The sequence below is a fragment of the Mesorhizobium sp. WSM4836 genome (genome assembly GCF_055811815.1).
Window position 1 is genome coordinate 40,777 of the sequence record NZ_JBVVQF010000018.1, and the last position, 17,038, is coordinate 57,814.

The window sequence follows — 17,038 nt, forward strand, 5'->3', positions numbered from 1 at the left end:
TGCGCCGGCGCGCATCGTCCGATTCTACGTCGTCAGAAAAGCTTCTATCTGACTGAAGACATTAACAAACATCGCTTCCGTCAGCACGCCGGTATTGGTGTTGTAGCGCGAGCAATGATAGCTGGAAAACAGCGTGATGCCATTGGCCTGCTGCTGCCCACCATGCCGGAACGGATAGGCGGCGACGCGCTGGCCGAGCGCCCGCACGGTCGACTGGTGCGCGATCGAGCCCAGCGCCAGCACGGCGCGCAGGTTTTTGAACCGTGCGATCGTAGGTATCAGGAACGTCCGGCAGGTCGCTATCTCGGCGCCAACCGGCTTGTTATCCGGCGGCACGCAACGCACCGCATTGGTGATCGCCGTACCGACAAGCTCCAGCCCGTCGTCCGGTCGTGCTTTGAATTCGCCGCGCGCCATGCCGTGCGCGATCAGCGTGTTGTAGAGCAGGTCGCCGGCAAAATCGCCGGTGAAGGGGCGCCCCGTCCGGTTCGCCCCACGCAGGCCAGGCGCCAGCCCGACGATCAGCAAGCGCACCGCATCCTCGCCTTCCGGCGGCAAAAAGGTCGGCACTGGCGCGTTGAACCAGGACGGCTCGCGCCGCCGCCACTCGGCGATGAAGTCGTGCAGCCGCGGGCAGAGTGGGCAATCGCGATCGGGTTCGGGCGCGACGACCAGAGGCGCGGTCAAGGCACCGACCGTCAATAGTCTTCCTCGTCGACTTCGGCCGGCTCGGGCCGACGCACCGGCCGCTCCGACGGATCGCGGCCGACTTCATTCTTGAGCGTCATCAAGTCGATAAAATGGTCGGCCTGGCGGCGCAGATCGTCAGAGATCATCGGCGGCTGCGAAGCCATGGTCGAGACGATCGACACCTTGCGCCCACGCCGCTGCAGCGCCTCGACCAGCGTGCGGAAATCACCGTCGCCCGAGAAGATGACATAATGGTCGACGACGTCGGCAAGCTCCAGCGCATCGACGGTCAGCTCGATATCCATATTGCCCTTGATCTTGCGCCGGCCGGTCGAGTCGGTGAATTCCTTGGCCGGTTTGGTCACCACCTTGAAGCCGTTATAATCGAGCCAGTCGATCAGCGGCCGTATCGAAGAGTATTCCTGATCCTCGACCAGCGCGGTGTAGTAATAAGCGCGCAGCAGATAGCCGCGTTTCTGGAAGCTCGACAAAAGTTTGCGGTAATCGATGTCAAAGCCCAGCGCGCGCGATGTGGCGTAGAGATTGGCACCGTCGATAAAGAGAGCGATTTTTTCACGAGGATCGAACATGGAAAAATGTCCTTTTTCGAAATAAGCAGTCGTCTAAATGCGTGGCGACTATCGGCCGGTCTCATAATAGACCTACTGCCTTCATCGTTCGAGATAACGCCAGTTTTACGGCAATCCAAGGCACCATGGCGCACCGCAAGCAATTGTGATGGGCGCCGTGTCGTCGCGGGCGGCCCACGTCAGAGCTGCGCATCGCCATAAAAGCTTGTATTTTGGCGGCGTTCGGGTTATGGACCGCGCCTGTTTTCCATCAAATCCAGGCATGAAAGGGGCAACTCATGGCCCGCGTAACCGTTGAAGATTGCATCGACAAGGTCGACAACCGCTTCGAGCTGGTGCTCCTGGCCGGCCACCGCGCCCGTCAGATCAGCCAGGGCGCGCAGATTACCGTACCGCGCGACAACGACAAGAACCCGGTCGTTGCACTCCGCGAAATCGCCGAAGAGACGCTGTCGCCGGACGACCTCAAGGAAGATCTCATCCATTCACTGCAGAAGCATGTCGAGGTCGACGAGCCGGAAGCCGATGGGGAGGCGATTGCCGACCAGACCGGCAGCACTGTAGCGGCCGCCGATGCCGACGAGGCCGAGGACAACGTCACCTTCGATCGCATGACCGAAGAAGACCTGTTGGCCGGCATCGAAGGCCTGGTACCGCCGGAAAAAAGCGACGATTATTGATCTTAGCAACAACTGCCGACACTTTCGCGTGGGCAGTTTCGTGGTTATCTATGACATGCGCCGTACGCCAGTGCGGCGCATGATTCATTTCAGCATTGCGAGATCCCGCCCATGATGCGTCAGTATGAGCTTGTCGAGCGCGTGCAGCGCTACAAGCCTGACGTCAACGAGGCGCTGCTCAACAAGGCCTATGTCTACGCCATGCAGAAGCATGGCCACCAGAAACGCGCCTCCGGCGACCCCTATTTCTCGCATCCGCTCGAAGTCGCCGCCATCCTCACCGAAATGCACATGGACGAGGCGACGATTGCCGTTGCGCTGCTGCACGACACGATCGAGGACACCACGGCGACCAGGGCCGAGATCGACGAATTGTTCGGTCCGGAAATGGGCAAGCTGGTCGAGGGCCTGACCAAGCTGAAGAAGCTCGACCTCGTCTCAAAGAAGGCCGAGCAGGCGGAGAACCTGCGCAAGCTGTTGCTGGCGATCTCGGAAGACGTGCGCGTGCTTCTGGTCAAGCTCGCCGACCGCCTGCACAATATGCGCACGCTCGACCATGTGCCGGAAGCCAAGCGCCTGCGCATTGCCGAAGAGACGATGGACATCTACGCGCCGCTGGCCGGCCGCATGGGCATGCAGGGGATGCGCGAGGAGCTGGAGGAGATCGCCTTCCGCTTCATCAATCCGGAAGCCTACCGCGCCGTCACCGCACGGCTCGCCGAAATCTTCGAGCGCAACAAGGGCGTGCTGTCCGAGATCGAGAGGGCGCTCTCCACGCTGTTCGACAAATATTCGATCAACGCCGAGGTCAAGAGCCGGCAGAAGAAGCCGTGGTCGGTATTTCGCAAGATGGAAGCCAAGGCGCTGTCGTTCGAGCAGCTGTCCGACATTTTCGGATTCCGCGTCGTTGTCGAGACGGTCGAAGATTGCTATCGCGCGCTCGGCGCCATCCACACCACCTGGTCGATGGTGCCCGGCCGCTTCAAGGACTACATCTCGACGCCGAAGCAGAACGACTACCGCTCGATCCACACCACCATCGTCGGCCCGTCGCGCCAGCGCGTCGAATTGCAGATCCGCACCTACCAGATGAACAAGATCGCCGAATACGGCGTCGCCGCTCATTCCATCTATAAAGATACCGGCGGCAAGATGAATGGCGCCGCCCATGCGATCTCGAAGGAAACCAATGCCTATGCCTGGCTGAGGCGCACCATCGAGCAGCTTGCCGAGGGCGACAATCCCGAGGATTTCCTCGAAAACACCAAGCTGGAACTGTTCCAGGACCAGGTATTCTGCTTTACGCCGAAGGGCATGCTGATCGCGCTGCCGCGCGGCGCCACGCCGATCGACTTTGCCTATGCCGTCCACACCGATGTCGGCGACACCTGCGTCGGCGCCAAGGTCAATGGCCGCATCATGCCGCTGATGACGGAGCTGAAGAACGGCGACGAGGTCGAGATCATCCGTTCGAAGGCGCAGGTACCGCCGGCGGCGTGGGAATCGGTGGTTGTTACCGGCAAGGCGCGGTCGGCCATCCGCCGCGCCACCAAGAACGCTATCCGAAAGCAATATTCGGGTCTCGGTATCCGCATTCTGGAGCGCGCCTTCGAACGGTCCGGCAAGACCTTCACCAAGGAAAGCCTGAAGCCGGTGCTGCACCGGCTGGCGCGCAAGGACATCGAGGATGTGCTGGCCGCGGTCGGCCGTGGCGAGCTTGCCTCCACCGATGTCATGAAGGCGGTGTTTCCCGACTACAAGGACGAGCGTGTCACGCTGGTCGCGCCCAAGCAGCGCGAGGAGGGCTGGTCGAAGATCCGCAACGCCGCCGGCATGCTGTTCCAGATTCCGGGCCGCGCCGCGCGCAAGGACAAAAACCAGCCGCGCGACGATGCGGTGCCGATCCGCGGCGTGCGCGGCGATCTGCCGGTGCGCTTCGCGCCGGAAGGGGCAGTGCCTGGCGACCGTATCGTCGGCATCGTGCAGCCGGGAACCGGTATCACCATCTATCCGATCCAGTCGCCGGCGCTGCAGGCCTTCGACGACCAGCCCGAGCGCTGGATCGACGTGCGCTGGGATATTGACGAGCGCACCAAGGAGCGGTTCCCGGCGCGCGTCTCTGTCACCGCCATCAACGCCCCGGGTTCGCTGGCCGACATTGCACAGGTCGTCGCATCCAACGATGCCAACATCCACACTCTGTCAATGGTGCGCACCGCGCCCGATTTCACCGAAATGCTGATCGATCTCGAAGTGTGGGACCTGAAGCACTTGAACCGGCTGCTGTCGCAGCTAAAGGACAATTCGAGCGTCAGCGATGCAAGGCGCGTGAATGGGTGAATAGTGAAAAAGGGTGCTCTCACTACTCACTACTCACTACTCACTACCATTCACCATTCACCATCGACACGGAGCGAACAATGAACACCGACGAAGTGCTGGGCGTGTTCCGCGAGGCCGGCGCCGTTCTCGAAGGGCATTTCATCCTGACGTCGGGCCTGCGCAGCCCGGTCTTCCTGCAGAAGGCGCGCGTTTTCATGCATGCCGACAAGACCGAGCGCTTGTGCAAGGCGCTGGCCGAAAAGATCCGCGCTGGCGTGCCCGGCAGGATCGACTACGTCGTCGGTCCCGCGATCGGCGGGCTGATCCCGGCCTATGAGACCTCGCGCCATCTTGGTGCGCCGGCAATCTGGGTCGAGCGGGAAGGGGGCGAATTCAGGCTGCGCCGCTTCGAGATCGCCGAGGGATCGCGCGTTGTCATTGTCGAGGACATCGTCACCACCGGCCTGTCGATCCGCGAGACCATCGACTGCCTGCGCGGGCTTGGCGCCGAAGTCGTTGCCGCTGCGTGCATCATCGACCGCTCGGCCGGCAAGACCGATGTCGGCGTGCCGCTGATCGCGCTCGCCGAATACGAGGTTCCGGCCTATCCTGCCGACAAGCTGCCGCCGGAGCTTGCCGCCATACCGGCGATCAAGCCCGGCAGCCGCAACTTATAACGGAGCCGCCGTGATTGCCGGCATCGACCATTTCGTGCTGACAGTTCGCTCCGTCGATGATACCTGCGCCTTTTATCAGCGCGTGCTTGGCTTTCAGCGTGTCGACACACCGAACCTACCGACAGCGCTGCTGTTTGGAGCGCAAAAGATCAATGTGCATGAGGTCGGGCGCACCTTCGAGCCGAAGGCCAAGGTGCCGACTCCCGGCTCTGGGGATTTCTGTCTCGTTGCCGCCCGGCCGCTCACCGAGATATGCGGCAGCCTCGCCGCCAATGGCGTGGTGATAGAGGTCGGCCCGGTCGAGCGAGTCGGCGCCCTTGGCGCGATGATGTCGGTCTATTTCCGTGACCCGGATGGTAACCTCGTCGAGGTCAGCGAATATCGACCCTAAGCGGCGCTCCTTAAATTCGCCGCGATCGTGCCCTGTTCAGAACGGCGATAACCCAGGGCTGGCGCGAGCGGCCACCGAGCGGATGCCCTCGGCGTCGTTGTTCTTCGGCCAGCGCATCGCTATATCAAAGTCGTAGTTGCTTTTCGGCGACCGCAGAGCGCAGCATAGGGCTGTCGCGCCCGGCTGGGAGAAGCCGGCGTGAAGCCATTGATGGAATTAGGAACAGGAACAGAGTGCTTTTTCGACGGCGCAAGCCTGATGGTTTTTTCGAGCGGGTGCGTACTTATTTGTGGCCGCGCCGCTCGTTCTCGCGCTCGCTGCGGTATTTCTCCAAACGCATCCTGCGGCTTAGGGCCACGCCGCATGCCGTGGCCGCCGGTGTTGCGGCGGGCGTATTCGCGTCGTTTTTCCCGCTTGGCTTCCACTTCATCATTGCCGCCATCCTGTGCTGGCTGATCGCCGGCAATCTGGTCGCGGCAGCACTCGGCACGGTATTCGGCAACCCCCTGACCTTTCCGCTGCTATGGGCCGCCTCCTGGGAGGTCGGCAAGCTGATCCTGCATGAACACCTGCCGGCGCATGGCCCACCCGCGCATCTCGGCGACATGCTGCATAATCTTTCCTTCGCGCAATTGTGGGGACCGGTGCTGAAGCCGATGACGATCGGCGCAATACCGCTCGGCCTAGTCTTCGGTCTGCTGTTTTACGGTATCACCCGCTGGGGCATGGTCACTTTCCAGGAGCAGCGCCGCAAGCGTCTGGCCGAAAGAGCGGCAAAGGCTGGAAAAACCGGGCCGGAAGTTCCCGCCGAATGATTATCGGTATCGGCAGCGACCTCATCGACATCAGACGCATCGAGAAGTCGCTGGAACGTCATGGCCAGCGCTTCATCCAACGTATCTATACAGAGGTCGAACAGGCGCGCTCCGAAAACCGCGCAGCGCGTGCGGCCTCCTACGCCAAACGTTTCGCCGCTAAGGAGGCCTGCGCCAAGGCATTGGGCACCGGTATGGCGCAAGGTGTGTTCTGGCGCGACATGGGGGTCGTCAACCTGGCCAGCGGCAAGCCGACCATGGCGCTGACCAACGGGGCGGCAGCGCGGCTGGACGAAATAGTGCCTGAAGGGCACCGCGCCGTGATCCACCTCACCATCACCGATGATTTGCCGCTCGCTCAAGCCTTTGTGATCATTGAAGCGGTGCCGGTCGAAGAAGCGCCACATTGATTGCATCTGACCATCGGCATGACGTTGCCCAGCGCGCGCCGAGACTCTATACCATCCAACGCACAATCGAGGACGACATGAGCGTGGCTGAAAAAACCCAGAAGAAATCCGGCGGACTTGGCGAAACCGTCAGCGTCATCGTCCAGGCCCTGTTGCTTGCGCTGGTCATCCGCACGCTCCTGTTTCAGCCGTTCTCGATCCCGTCCGGCTCGATGCGGCCAACTTTGCTCGAAGGCGATTATCTCTTCGTCACCAAATGGTCCTACGGCTTCTCCCGCTATTCGCTGCCGTTCGGGCCGAACATCTTTTCGGGCCGCATCTGGGGCTCCGAGCCGAAGCGCGGCGATGTGGTCGTGTTCAAGTTTCCGCCGGATCCTTCCGTCGATTATATCAAGCGCGTCGTCGGCCTGCCGGGCGACAAGATCCAGGTCAAGGATGGCCAGCTCTTCATCAACGACGTGGGCGTGCCGCGCGTCAAGGTGGATCAGATCGACGACCATGATATCACCGAGGAGAACGGGCCGGTCGATGTCTATCGCGAGACGCTGCCGAACGGCGTCACCTACGACACGCTCGACCTGACGCAGACTTCGATCGGCGACAATACCAAAGAGTTCAAGGTGCCGCCCGGTCACTATTTCATGATGGGCGACAATCGCGACAACTCGTCGGACAGCCGCTTCACGGTCGGCTTCGTGCCGGACGAGAATTTGGTCGGCCGCGCCAACCTCATCTTCTTTTCGATCGGCGGCAGCGCGAGCCCGCTCGAAATCTGGAAATGGCCGTCGCTGATGCGCGCCTCGCGCCTGTTCCATTTCGTCAATTAAGGCCATGGCGGCGACGAAACGGCTGACCGCCGATGCGCTCGCCGAGGCGCTCAGGGAGCGCACCGGCCACAGTTTTGGCGACCACCAGCGCCTTCAGCGGGCGCTGACCCATGCCAGCGCTCGTGGCATTCATGCCGGTATCGACTACGAACGTTTCGAATTCCTGGGCGACCGCGTTCTCGGCCTTGTCGTTGCCGATATGCTGCTGGCGGCATTTCCCGACGCCGCCGAGGGTGAGCTGTCGCTGAGATTGAACGCGCTGGTCAACGCCGAGGCCCTGGCGGAGATCGCCGAGGAGATCGGCCTGCCGGAACTCATTCGCGCCGGTTCGGACGTACGCGGCCTCGATGGGCGCAAGCGCGTCAATCTGCGCGCCGACGCATTGGAATCGCTGATCGCCGTGCTCTATCTCGATGGCGGGTTGGAAGCGGCGCGCGCCTTCATCCTTAGATACTGGCAGCCGCGCTCGCAAGCCATCGACGCCGCCCGCCGCGATGCGAAGACCGAACTTCAGGAATGGGCGCATCAGGCGGCAGGCGCAGTGCCGGTTTACATAATCGACAGCCGCGAGGGACCGGACCACGATCCGCTGTTCACCGTCAGCGTCAAGGTCGGCGCCTATCCGCCGGCGATCGGCAGCGGGCGCTCCAAGCGCGAGGCGGAGCAGGCTGCAGCCGCGGCACTTCTGCAGCGGGAAGGCGTCTGGCTCAACCAGGGGAGTGCCGCATGACCGCCACCGAAGCTCCGGCAACAGAAGCTCCCGCTACCCGCTCCGGCTTCGTCGCGCTGATCGGCGCGCCCAATGCGGGGAAATCGACGCTGGTCAACCAATTGGTCGGCGCCAAGGTGTCGATTGTGACACACAAGGTGCAGACCACGCGCGCCATCGTGCGCGGCATTGCCACCCACAACAATGCGCAGATCGTCTTCGTCGACACGCCGGGCATATTCAAGCCGAAGCGCCGGCTGGACACCGCGATGGTGACGACCGCGTGGGGCGGTGCCAAGGACGCCGATGTCGTGCTGCTCTTGATCGACGCCGAGCGGGGCATCAGGGGCGATGCCGACGCTATCCTCGAGCGGCTGAAGGATGTCCGGCAGCCGATGGTGTTGATCCTCAACAAGGTCGATCGAGTCAAGCACGAGACGTTGCTGGCATTGTCGGCGGCAGCCAACGAAAGGGTGCCGTTCAAGCGCACCTTCATGGTTTCGGCACTGACCGGGTCCGGCTGCAAGGACCTGCTCGACTATCTCGCCGAGACCTTGCCGGCCGGCCCCTGGTACTATCCGGAGGACCAGATCTCCGACCTGCCGATGCGCCAGCTCGCGGCCGAGATCACCCGCGAAAAGCTCTATCTCAGGCTGCATCAGGAACTGCCTTATTCCTCCCACATCGAGACCGAGAAATGGGAAGAGAAGAAGGACGGCTCGGTGCGCATCGACCAGACCATCTATGTCGAGCGCGATAGCCAGAAGAAGATCGTGCTCGGCCATAAGGGCGAGACGATCCGCGCCATCGGCCAGGCCGCGCGCATGGAAATCGCAGGCATCCTCGAGCAGAAGGTGCACCTCTTCCTGTTCGTCAAGGTGCGCGAGAACTGGGGTGACGACCCCGAGCGCTACCGCGAAATGGGGCTCGAATTTCCGCATTAGAGATCGGCTAAAGTCAAGCTGCTCGGCTTCTGATACGAGCGGCGGCCCGACAGGTTCTTACGTCGCCGTTTGAACGGTTCCCGTCCGTCGTCTCTCCGTCACACACCCTGCCTATAGGCTGTGCGAAAGACCCGCTTCCGAGCAAACCGGAACAGGTGGGCAAGCAGCCAGATTTAGGACATGACCACGACTTGGAATGGCATCGACCCCATCCGTCAGACCGAGTTTGCAAACGCCGTCGCTGTTGAGATCGAGCGGGCGCTGGCGCGGCGAGATCAAATCGTCGATGACGATGCGATTGGTTCGGCGGGCAGGATCGCCGGAGCCATCGTCGCTGTAATCGCCTTACTTCAACCGAGCGAACTTCGGGCCATCGACGCCATGCAGGAAAGATTGCCTGACAGGGTATTGCAGTTCGTGAGGATACTGGCGGCGGAAATCGCCGGCCAAGCCACCGAGGCTTCCGCCTCATCGGCGTTTGAAGACCGGAGCATACAGGTCCCAGGCCGGCCTGCCGGAGGAGACGACATCGATTCGATGCGGGTCGAAGACTGGGCAGGTCGCGTTGCCGGACCAACATTCCTGGAAGACAATCTCGGTATATCCCGGTCGACTCTGCACCGCTGGCAGCGGAGCAGCAAGGTCGTCGCCTTGCGGACCGGCGGCCGCAAACACGTGTTTCCACTGGCGCAGTTCGTCGATGGCAGGCCGGCATCCGGCATCCGGGAAGTGTTGTCTGCAATGCCGAATCCACGGCGCGCATGGTGCTGGCTGATCGGCCCCGTTGCCGTGCTAGACGGACGAATTCCAATTGAGTTGCTTAGTCTAAACAGGATTTGGTGGCCGACGTCGCATTGCTGCTAAGCACGAAGCGGGCATGAAGCTGGCGTAATTTCCTTCTGTCTTTCGAATTTTCTAGATGAGATAGGCAGATACACGTTGGATCGCGATGGACATCCGGCTAAATAGAAAGTATTCTTCTAACTTAATGTGATAATGTGCCGTTTGTGTCATTTCACTCGGGTGAATTAAACGAACGTGAGATTTGTGCAACACGAAGTTATTCTGTTGAAAAAATTATTATTATTTCTGGAATAGTCATTGAGGATGAAACGCGGATGGGTATGTTCGCCGCCGAAAAGGGTGAGCGGTTCGAGCCTTTTTCGATGTGGGATGAGGCGGGGAATGCTGCTGTTCAGCCACAAAATTCGAAACCCATTTTTAATGTTGACTGGAGAGGTCAGAAAATGAACATCAAGAGCCTGCTTCTCGGCTCAGCTGCGGCGTTGATCGCAGTTTCCGGTGCGCGCGCTGCCGACGCCGTCGTCGTCGCCGAGCTGGAACCCGCTGAATACGTCAAGATCTGCGACGTCTACGGCGCTGGCTATTTCTATATCCCCGGCACCGAAACCTGCCTGCGCATCGGCGGCTATGTCCGTTACGACATCGGCGTCGGCGACGTCGGCTCGTTCGACGGTGCGGTCACCGGCGACCATCAGGACGGCGATGCGAATGACACCTATCGCAAGAACGCCCGCTTCACGCTTAAGACCTGGACCGGCCAGGAAACCGAACTCGGCACCTTGAAGACCTATACCGAGACCCGCTTCAACTTCGGTAATGAAAACGACTACATCTTCGCTAACGAAGCCCACAACAGGAGCCTTTCGCTAAAATTCGCCTGGATCCAGCTCGGTGGCCTTCGCGTCGGTAAGGACGAATCGGTCTTCGACACGTTCATTGGCTACGCCGGCAGCGTCATCCAGGACACGCTGGTTCCGTATGGTGCCTTCGACACCAATGTCGTCCAGTACTATTTCGACGCCGGCAACGGCTTCTCGGCCGTGGTCTCTCTCGAAGAAGGCTCGGGTGCGGTCGGCACGATTGACAGCTACGTTCCGCATGTCGTGGGCGGCTTGAAGTGGACGCAGGGCTGGGGTGCGATCACCGGCGTCGTCGCTTACGATAGCAACTACGAAGAAGTGGCCGGCAAAGTTCGCCTGGACATCAAGCCAATGGACAATTTGTCGCTGTTCATCATGGGCGGCTACGGGACCGACGACAACCTCACGGATCCGACCTATGCAATCTCCGCCAACGGCCGTGGCTTCTACAAGCAGTGGAGCGGCAACTGGGCGGTCTGGGGTGGTGGCACCTACACCATCAACGAGAAGACCTCGTTCAACACCCAGCTCTCCTATGACGAAGGCAAGAACTTCGGCGTTGCAGCGAACATCGCCTACGAAATCGTCAAGGGCCTCAAGATCACCGCCGAAGTCGACTACTTGCATCTTGGTGAAGATTCCGTCACGAATTTCACCAAAGCCGACAAGGAAAACAGCATCGGCGGCATCCTCCGCTTCCAGCGTTCGTTCTGATCAAACGGCGATCTCGTAAGGACGGCCCGTAGCGATACGCTACGGGCCGTTTTTGGGTGTGCGGCGGATACATCGCTCATCTTGATTTCGCCATCCAACCGGTGACAAGCTCTCGTCATGGAATGGCGAGACGAGGGAATCATTCTCGGCACCCGCAAGCATGGCGAAACCAGCGCCATTCTCGAGGTGATGACGCGCGCGCATGGCCGCCATCTCGGCCTTGTGCGCGGCGGCCGGTCGCGCAAGCAGCAGCCTGTCCTGCAGCCCGGCAATCGCGTCGACTTGTCGTGGCGGGCGCGGCTCGACGAGCATCTCGGCACCTTCCAGGCCGAAGCCATCGAAATGAACGCAGCCCGGCTGATGGACAGCGCCGTTGCCGTCTACGGCCTGCAGACGATGGCAGCGCATTTGCGTCTTCTGCCCGAGCGCGATGCCCATCGCGGTCTATATGAGACGCTTGCGGTGATGATCGCCCATCTCGACGATGCCGATGCCGCCGGCGAGCTGGTGGCCCGCTTCGAGCTGCTTGTGCTCGACGAACTCGGTTTCGGCCTCGATCTCAGCCAGTGTGCGGCGACCGGCGCCAGGCAAGACCTTGCCTATGTCTCGCCGAAATCCGGCCGCGCAGTGTCACGCGCGGCAGGCGCGCCTTGGCGCGACAAGATGCTGGTGCTGCCCGCCTTCCTGCAGCGCGGTGCGAGCCTGCGCGCCGATCCGGCGGCAATCGAGGACGCCTTCCGGCTGACCGGTTTCTTTTTGACCCGGCATGTCTACGAGCCGCGCGGTATCGAACCACCCGGCGCCCGCGCCGGCTTTCTCGCCGCCTTGCGCAGGCACCATGCACCCGGTCATGAATCCGGCAAGGCAAGCGCCGCAGCAATCGTCGCCGGGGAAACCACCAGATGAGCGGAGTGGACTTTATCCCGGCCGGGTTTCGCCGCTCGGCCTAGGCACCATTCCGCAATCCTCGAATGTACAACGTGAACTTGACGCTATCGATCACGCCCGGAGCCGGCGAGGTGGTGGTGCCAGGGCAAAGTGGTGCACAAGGGCCGCACGCTGGCGGTTTCGGAAGCGGCGCTGAAGGATGCCAACCGCAAGCTGCTGGCTTTCGGCACCGAAACATGCTCGATCTTTCCGACGGTCAATCTGGCGGCACGTTGAATGGGCCGGCCGTTTGGCCGCCGCATTTGAATGTCACTGAACATTGAATGTCAGTGACGACTGGCCTGGTTTGGGGGAACCGCCATGTTTGAAAGCCTGATTGGCCTCGTCGCCATCATCGCGCTGTTCGTCATCATTTCACGCCAGCAGAGCCGCATCGGCCTGATCGAGCGCGAGCTTGGCGCCTTGCGCAGCCTTGTGCTTTCGGGCACGCCTGCGCTGCCGCCGCAAGCCAAGGAACCGGCTGCAAACGACAGCAAACCGGCGGATGCCGCGATCCCGCTTGCGGCCGCAGCCGACATGGCCGCATCGCCAGGGACCGCAGCGGTCGCGTCAGCCACAGAGGCCGAAGCCGATACCACTGGGCCGCCCGCACCGGAGTCGTCGCAACCTGCGGCAGCGGCAAAAGCCGCCCGCCAGTCCGATGTCGAAACGGCGCTAGGTACCCGCTGGGCGGTATGGGTCGGCGGCATCGCGCTGGCGCTGGGTGGCTTGTTCCTGATCCGCTACACCATCGAGGCCGGCATTTTCGGGCCACGTGTGCGGCTTGCCATGGCGGCGGCACTCGGGCTGGTGCTGATCGCCGGCGGCGAGTTCATCCGGCGCACCGGCTTCAGGGTGCCGGTGCAAGGTGCCGCCGGTGCCTATATCCCGGCGATCCTGACGGCGGCCGGCGCCTTCATCCTGTTCGGCACCGTCTACGCCGCGTACAGCATTTACGGCTTCATCGGCCCGACGTTGGCTTTCACGCTGCTCGGCGCCATCGGCGTGGCGACGATCGCGGCTAGCCTGGTCCACGGTCAGGCACTAGCCGGCGTCGGCCTCCTCGGCGCCATGGTGACGCCGCTGTTGGTCGCCTCGCAGGCGCCCAATCCGTGGGCGCTGTTCGGCTATCTGGCAATCGTGCTCGCGGCCACCGGCGTCATTGCCCGTATCCGCGACTGGAGGCTTTTGATGGCCGCAGCCTTCGTCAGCACGGGCATCTGGACCATCTTCTACATGACCGACGCGGCAAGGGCGAACCTTGCCGTCATCCTCTTTGTCAACGTGGTGACACTGGCCGTGCTCGCCTTCGTCTGGCTTGGCCGCCGCGGCGAAGCGATCGCCGGCAGCAGCTTCGACTGGCCGTCGGTCGCGCCGGGCTTCTTCGTCGCGTTTTCGGCGCTGGCCCTGTTTGTCGATCCGACCTTCGCCGCCGCCGGCGATGCCTTGCAGGGAGCAACTCTTATCGCAGCCCTGGTGGCGGTGGCGCTCTACCGGCCGCGGGCACTTGCACTGCTGCACGCCGCCGGGCTGGCGACGGTACTGGTCTATCTCGGCATCATCCCGCCGACCACGATCGCTTCCGATTTTTCGGGTGGCTCTCTTGGCGTCGACGGCATGCCGGTTGTGGTGCCCGATGCCTTGATGCTCAGGGTTGGCATCGCTCTCGGCCTGGTCTTCATTGGCGCCGGCTTTTGGGCGGCGCGCCGTTTTGCGGCCGCTGGCTGGCTGCGCGCCGCCACATGGGCGGCCTGGAGCGCTGTCGCGCCACTGGTGATCCTGCTGGCGCTCTGGTCTGCCTTCGGCAATCTCGACCGTGACCTTGCTTATGCGGCGGCCGCAGCCGTTTTGGTCGGCGTCTTCGTCGCCGGCGGCGAAGGGATAGCGCGCGGTGAAGCGCCGCCGCTGAGCGGCGGCGCTGCCGTCTCCTTCGCGCTCGGCGGCGCGGCGACTGCCGGCCTGCTGATGCTGCACATGGCCTTTGGTTCCGGCTGGACAACCATCCTGCTCGGGGCAGCCGCCGCCGTGCCGGCGCTGGCGACCCGCTGGCGTAGTTATCCGGTGCTTGGCTGGATTTCCGTTGGTGCGGTGATTGCAGTGCTCGGCCGCGTTGCCTTCGACCCGACAATCGTCGGTGCCGCGTTCCTGTCGAAGACGCCGGTGTTCAATTGGCTGCTGCTTGGATATGGCCTGCCGGCGCTCGCTTTCGGTTTTGCCGCCTGGCAGCTTGCCCGAACCACCAATGGCCGACCGCGCCTCGCCATGGAGGCCGGCGCCGCGCTGTTTTGCCTGCTCACCGTTGCCATGCTGGTGCGCCATGTCATGCATGGCGGCGTCATCGATACCGCTGCTGCAACACTTGCCGAACAGGCGATCTACACGCTGATCGCCATCGGTGGCGGTGCCATCCTGGTCGCCATAGACATGCGCTCGCCAAGTTCGGTGCTGCGCTACGCCTCGATTGCAGCGGGCGTGGTCTCGGTCGCCTTTATCGTCCTCCAGCATTTTCTGGCGCTGAACCCGTTGCTGACGGATGAATCGACCGGCAGCATTCCGGTGTTCAACCTTCTGTTCCTCGCCTACCTCTTGCCAGCGGTCGCGGCAGGCGCACTGGCACTCTATGCCCGTGACAAGCGGCCGCAATGGTATGCGGCGATGCTGGCGGTGGCGGCGGCGCTGCTCGCTTTTGCCTATGCCACGCTGTCGGTCAGGCGCCTGTTCAAGGGCGAGTTCATCGGGCTGTGGAGCGGTCTCGGCCAGCTCGAGACCTATACTTATTCGGCACTGTGGCTGGTCATCGGCGTGGTGCTGCTCACCGCCGGTGTCTGGCTGAAGTCGCAGGTGCTGCGCATAGCGTCGGCGGCGCTGATCTCGGTTGCCGTGCTCAAAGTCTTCATCTTCGACATGTCGGAGCTGGAAGGCGTGTTGCGGGCGCTGTCCTTCATCGGCCTCGGCGCGGTGCTCATCGGCATCGGCTTGTTCTATCAGCGGCTGCTGACAAGGGCGGCGAAAGAAAAGCTCGAGACGAGCAATAGCTGACGATTTCAATTTGGCCGGGAATAAACCTGCCACTGGCAGCGTTATTCAGTTGCTTGGGTGACCGGGGCGGCGGACCGCTTCGCGCTGGCCGCTTGCGCCGCGCTGGAAAGGCGCGTTCAATCACCACGGACAAGGGCCCCAGAACCAGCGGTCATGGACGAAAAGAAGGCAGCAATCCTAGGTGAAATACCGCGTCTGCGCCGCTATGCACGCTCGCTGTTGCGCGACCGCGATTCCGCCGACGATCTCGTCCAGGATTGTCTCGAGCGGGCACTTGTGCGGCTCGACAATTGGCAGACAGGAGAAAGCCCCAGGAGGTGGCTGTTTACGATCATGCATCATTTGTTCATCGACCAGATGCGCAAGGTGAACCGGCGCGGCGAGGCGGCGATGCTGCCGCTTGAGGCAAGCGAGGCGCAGGCAGCACCCGCCGAGCAGGTTGAGAGCATCGCCTCGCGCGAGATTGTCGACGCGCTGCAGGCGATCAGTCCTGACCGGCGCGCGGCACTTGTGATGGTCGCCATCGAAGGGTTTTCCTATGCCGAAGCCGCCAACATTCTTGGGGTTCCCGCCGGCACCTTGATGTCTCGTATCGCGCGCGGGCGTGAGGAACTGCGCGCGCTGCTGGATGATACCGCGCGCCGCCGCTCGATAAGGATCGTCGAGAAATGAGCCGGCGCGATTTCTCCGAACGCGACATCCACATGGCTCTCGATGGCGAGTTGCCGGGCGACGAGCGGACGGCCTATGAGGCATGGCTCGAGGCCAATGCCGAGATGAAGGCCAAGAGCGCACGCTACGCCGCCGACCGGGCAGCATTGCGCGCAGCCTTTAATGGCGTGCTGGACGAACCCGTCCCGGTGCGGCTGAGCAAGGTGGTGCTTGGGGAGGCGCCGGTGGTCAGAGCGGCGCCGTCGCGCTCGCGGTGGTGGCTTGCGGCTGCCGCTGCCGTCATCCTGGCGATTGGCGGCGCTGGCGGCTACCTTGCCAGTATCGGCGGCCTCGGCCTGGACAATACCGCCGAGGACCAGCTTGCCGAACAGGCCATCGCCGCCCACGTCATCTATGCCGCCGAAAAGCGGCATGCGGTGGAAGTGCCGGCAAGCGACAAGGATCATTTGCAGAGCTGGCTGTCGAAGCAGGTGGGTTTGAAGCTGATCGCGCCGGATCTGGCGGCGCAGGGATTCCAACTGGTCGGTGGCCGGCTGCTGCCTGCCGGCCAGGGCAAGGCCGCGATGCTGCTTTATGAGGACGACAAGGGCGAGCGCATTTCGCTCTTCGTCACCGCCGAATCGGCGGCCAGGGCCAAGGGCACTTATGGGTCGGAGGAAGATGGTCCTGCGGCCGTCTACTGGCTGGACAAGGGTTATGGCTGCGCCGTCGTCGGCTCGCTGCCGCCCGAGCAATTGGCCGCAGTGGCCAAGAGCGCCTATGGCCAGCTTTTGGCGGGCTTGCAAAGCTGAGCAGGCTCTCGTTCTTTCGGAGCCGCGCCGATGCCGAAACACGGAGGTCGTTCAAAGCCTTCGCGCGACCTGCGTGCCGTCAAAACTGTCACAATTCGGCCCTAATCGAGGTGCGATAGCGCTTGCTGAATGCTGGCACTTCGGCTGGTGTGACCGATATTTAGACTAGGGCCGTT

At 62.4% G+C, this 17,038-nt stretch carries 18 protein-coding genes; 16 read left to right on the forward strand and 2 right to left on the reverse strand.

The window, feature by feature from the left end:
* Positions 1 to 24: 24 nt before the first annotated feature.
* Both AC0L2P_RS20655 and AC0L2P_RS20660 read right to left on the reverse strand, forming a co-directional pair.
* Complete coding sequence (locus AC0L2P_RS20655; RefSeq protein ID WP_473503498.1) at positions 25 to 702, reverse strand: uracil-DNA glycosylase; 678 nt, start codon at positions 700 to 702, stop codon at positions 25 to 27.
* The gene (locus AC0L2P_RS20660; protein WP_292657898.1) at positions 699 to 1,280 is read right to left on the reverse strand and encodes a LabA-like NYN domain-containing protein; all 582 of its coding nucleotides are present in this window, start codon (positions 1,278 to 1,280) and stop codon (positions 699 to 701) included. The genes AC0L2P_RS20655 and AC0L2P_RS20660 overlap by 4 nt, the downstream gene beginning before the upstream one ends.
* Positions 1,281 to 1,558: 278 nt before the next feature.
* On the opposite strand from AC0L2P_RS20660, the gene rpoZ reads away from it, so the two are divergent.
* The 16 genes from rpoZ (at position 1,559) to AC0L2P_RS20740 (ending at position 16,862) form a co-directional block, all read left to right on the forward strand.
* Positions 1,559 to 1,960, forward strand: coding sequence for a DNA-directed RNA polymerase subunit omega (gene rpoZ / locus AC0L2P_RS20665; RefSeq protein WP_473503500.1), 402 nt, complete (start codon positions 1,559 to 1,561; stop codon positions 1,958 to 1,960).
* A gap of 111 nt (positions 1,961 to 2,071) precedes the next feature.
* Positions 2,072 to 4,300: a RelA/SpoT family protein gene (locus AC0L2P_RS20670; protein ID WP_473503502.1), complete on the forward strand. Its 2,229-nt coding sequence runs from the start codon at positions 2,072 to 2,074 to the stop codon at positions 4,298 to 4,300.
* Between the two features lie 80 nt (positions 4,301 to 4,380).
* The gene (gene pyrE, locus AC0L2P_RS20675) at positions 4,381 to 4,959 is read left to right on the forward strand and encodes an orotate phosphoribosyltransferase (protein WP_473503504.1); all 579 of its coding nucleotides are present in this window, start codon (positions 4,381 to 4,383) and stop codon (positions 4,957 to 4,959) included.
* Positions 4,960 to 4,969: 10 nt separating this feature from the next.
* Positions 4,970 to 5,350 carry a VOC family protein gene (locus tag AC0L2P_RS20680; protein ID WP_473503506.1) on the forward strand — a complete coding sequence of 127 codons (381 nt, stop codon included), beginning with the start codon at positions 4,970 to 4,972 and terminating at the stop codon, positions 5,348 to 5,350.
* A 233-nt stretch (positions 5,351 to 5,583) separates the two neighbouring features.
* A complete protein-coding gene (locus AC0L2P_RS20685) occupies positions 5,584 to 6,165 on the forward strand; it encodes a DUF2062 domain-containing protein (protein ID WP_473503508.1) in 582 nt (193 codons plus the stop codon).
* Positions 6,162 to 6,575 carry a holo-ACP synthase gene (acpS, locus tag AC0L2P_RS20690; protein ID WP_473503510.1) on the forward strand — a complete coding sequence of 138 codons (414 nt, stop codon included), beginning with the start codon at positions 6,162 to 6,164 and terminating at the stop codon, positions 6,573 to 6,575. The genes AC0L2P_RS20685 and acpS overlap by 4 nt, the downstream gene beginning before the upstream one ends.
* 77 nt (positions 6,576 to 6,652) lie before the next feature.
* The gene (gene lepB, locus AC0L2P_RS20695) at positions 6,653 to 7,402 is read left to right on the forward strand and encodes a signal peptidase I (RefSeq protein WP_473503512.1); all 750 of its coding nucleotides are present in this window, start codon (positions 6,653 to 6,655) and stop codon (positions 7,400 to 7,402) included.
* A 4-nt stretch (positions 7,403 to 7,406) separates the two neighbouring features.
* A complete protein-coding gene (gene rnc, locus AC0L2P_RS20700; RefSeq protein WP_473503514.1) occupies positions 7,407 to 8,132 on the forward strand; it encodes a ribonuclease III in 726 nt (241 codons plus the stop codon).
* Positions 8,129 to 9,055 (forward strand): GTPase Era, encoded by a 927-nt coding sequence (era, locus tag AC0L2P_RS20705; RefSeq protein WP_352862668.1) that lies wholly within the window; start codon positions 8,129 to 8,131, stop codon positions 9,053 to 9,055. Before rnc ends, era begins: the two co-directional genes overlap by 4 nt.
* A gap of 180 nt (positions 9,056 to 9,235) precedes the next feature.
* Positions 9,236 to 9,919: an antitoxin Xre/MbcA/ParS-like domain-containing protein gene (locus AC0L2P_RS20710; protein ID WP_473503516.1), complete on the forward strand. Its 684-nt coding sequence runs from the start codon at positions 9,236 to 9,238 to the stop codon at positions 9,917 to 9,919.
* 383 nt (positions 9,920 to 10,302) lie between these two features.
* Positions 10,303 to 11,433 (forward strand): porin, encoded by a 1,131-nt coding sequence (locus tag AC0L2P_RS20715; RefSeq protein ID WP_473503688.1) that lies wholly within the window; start codon positions 10,303 to 10,305, stop codon positions 11,431 to 11,433.
* A 117-nt stretch (positions 11,434 to 11,550) separates the two neighbouring features.
* Positions 11,551 to 12,339, forward strand: a complete 789-nt coding sequence (gene recO, locus AC0L2P_RS20720) for a DNA repair protein RecO (RefSeq protein ID WP_473503518.1) — start codon at positions 11,551 to 11,553, stop codon at positions 12,337 to 12,339.
* Between the two features lie 135 nt (positions 12,340 to 12,474).
* Positions 12,475 to 12,597 carry a hypothetical protein gene (locus AC0L2P_RS20725; protein ID WP_473503520.1) on the forward strand — a complete coding sequence of 41 codons (123 nt, stop codon included), beginning with the start codon at positions 12,475 to 12,477 and terminating at the stop codon, positions 12,595 to 12,597.
* Between the two features lie 84 nt (positions 12,598 to 12,681).
* Complete coding sequence (locus AC0L2P_RS20730; protein WP_473503522.1) at positions 12,682 to 15,399, forward strand: DUF2339 domain-containing protein; 2,718 nt, start codon at positions 12,682 to 12,684, stop codon at positions 15,397 to 15,399.
* 153 nt (positions 15,400 to 15,552) lie between these two features.
* The gene (locus AC0L2P_RS20735; RefSeq protein ID WP_023719875.1) at positions 15,553 to 16,071 is read left to right on the forward strand and encodes a sigma-70 family RNA polymerase sigma factor; all 519 of its coding nucleotides are present in this window, start codon (positions 15,553 to 15,555) and stop codon (positions 16,069 to 16,071) included.
* On the forward strand, positions 16,068 to 16,862 hold the full coding sequence (locus AC0L2P_RS20740; protein WP_473503524.1) for an anti-sigma factor family protein: 795 nt from the start codon (positions 16,068 to 16,070) through the stop codon (positions 16,860 to 16,862). Before AC0L2P_RS20735 ends, AC0L2P_RS20740 begins: the two co-directional genes overlap by 4 nt.
* Positions 16,863 to 17,038 lie beyond the last annotated feature (176 nt).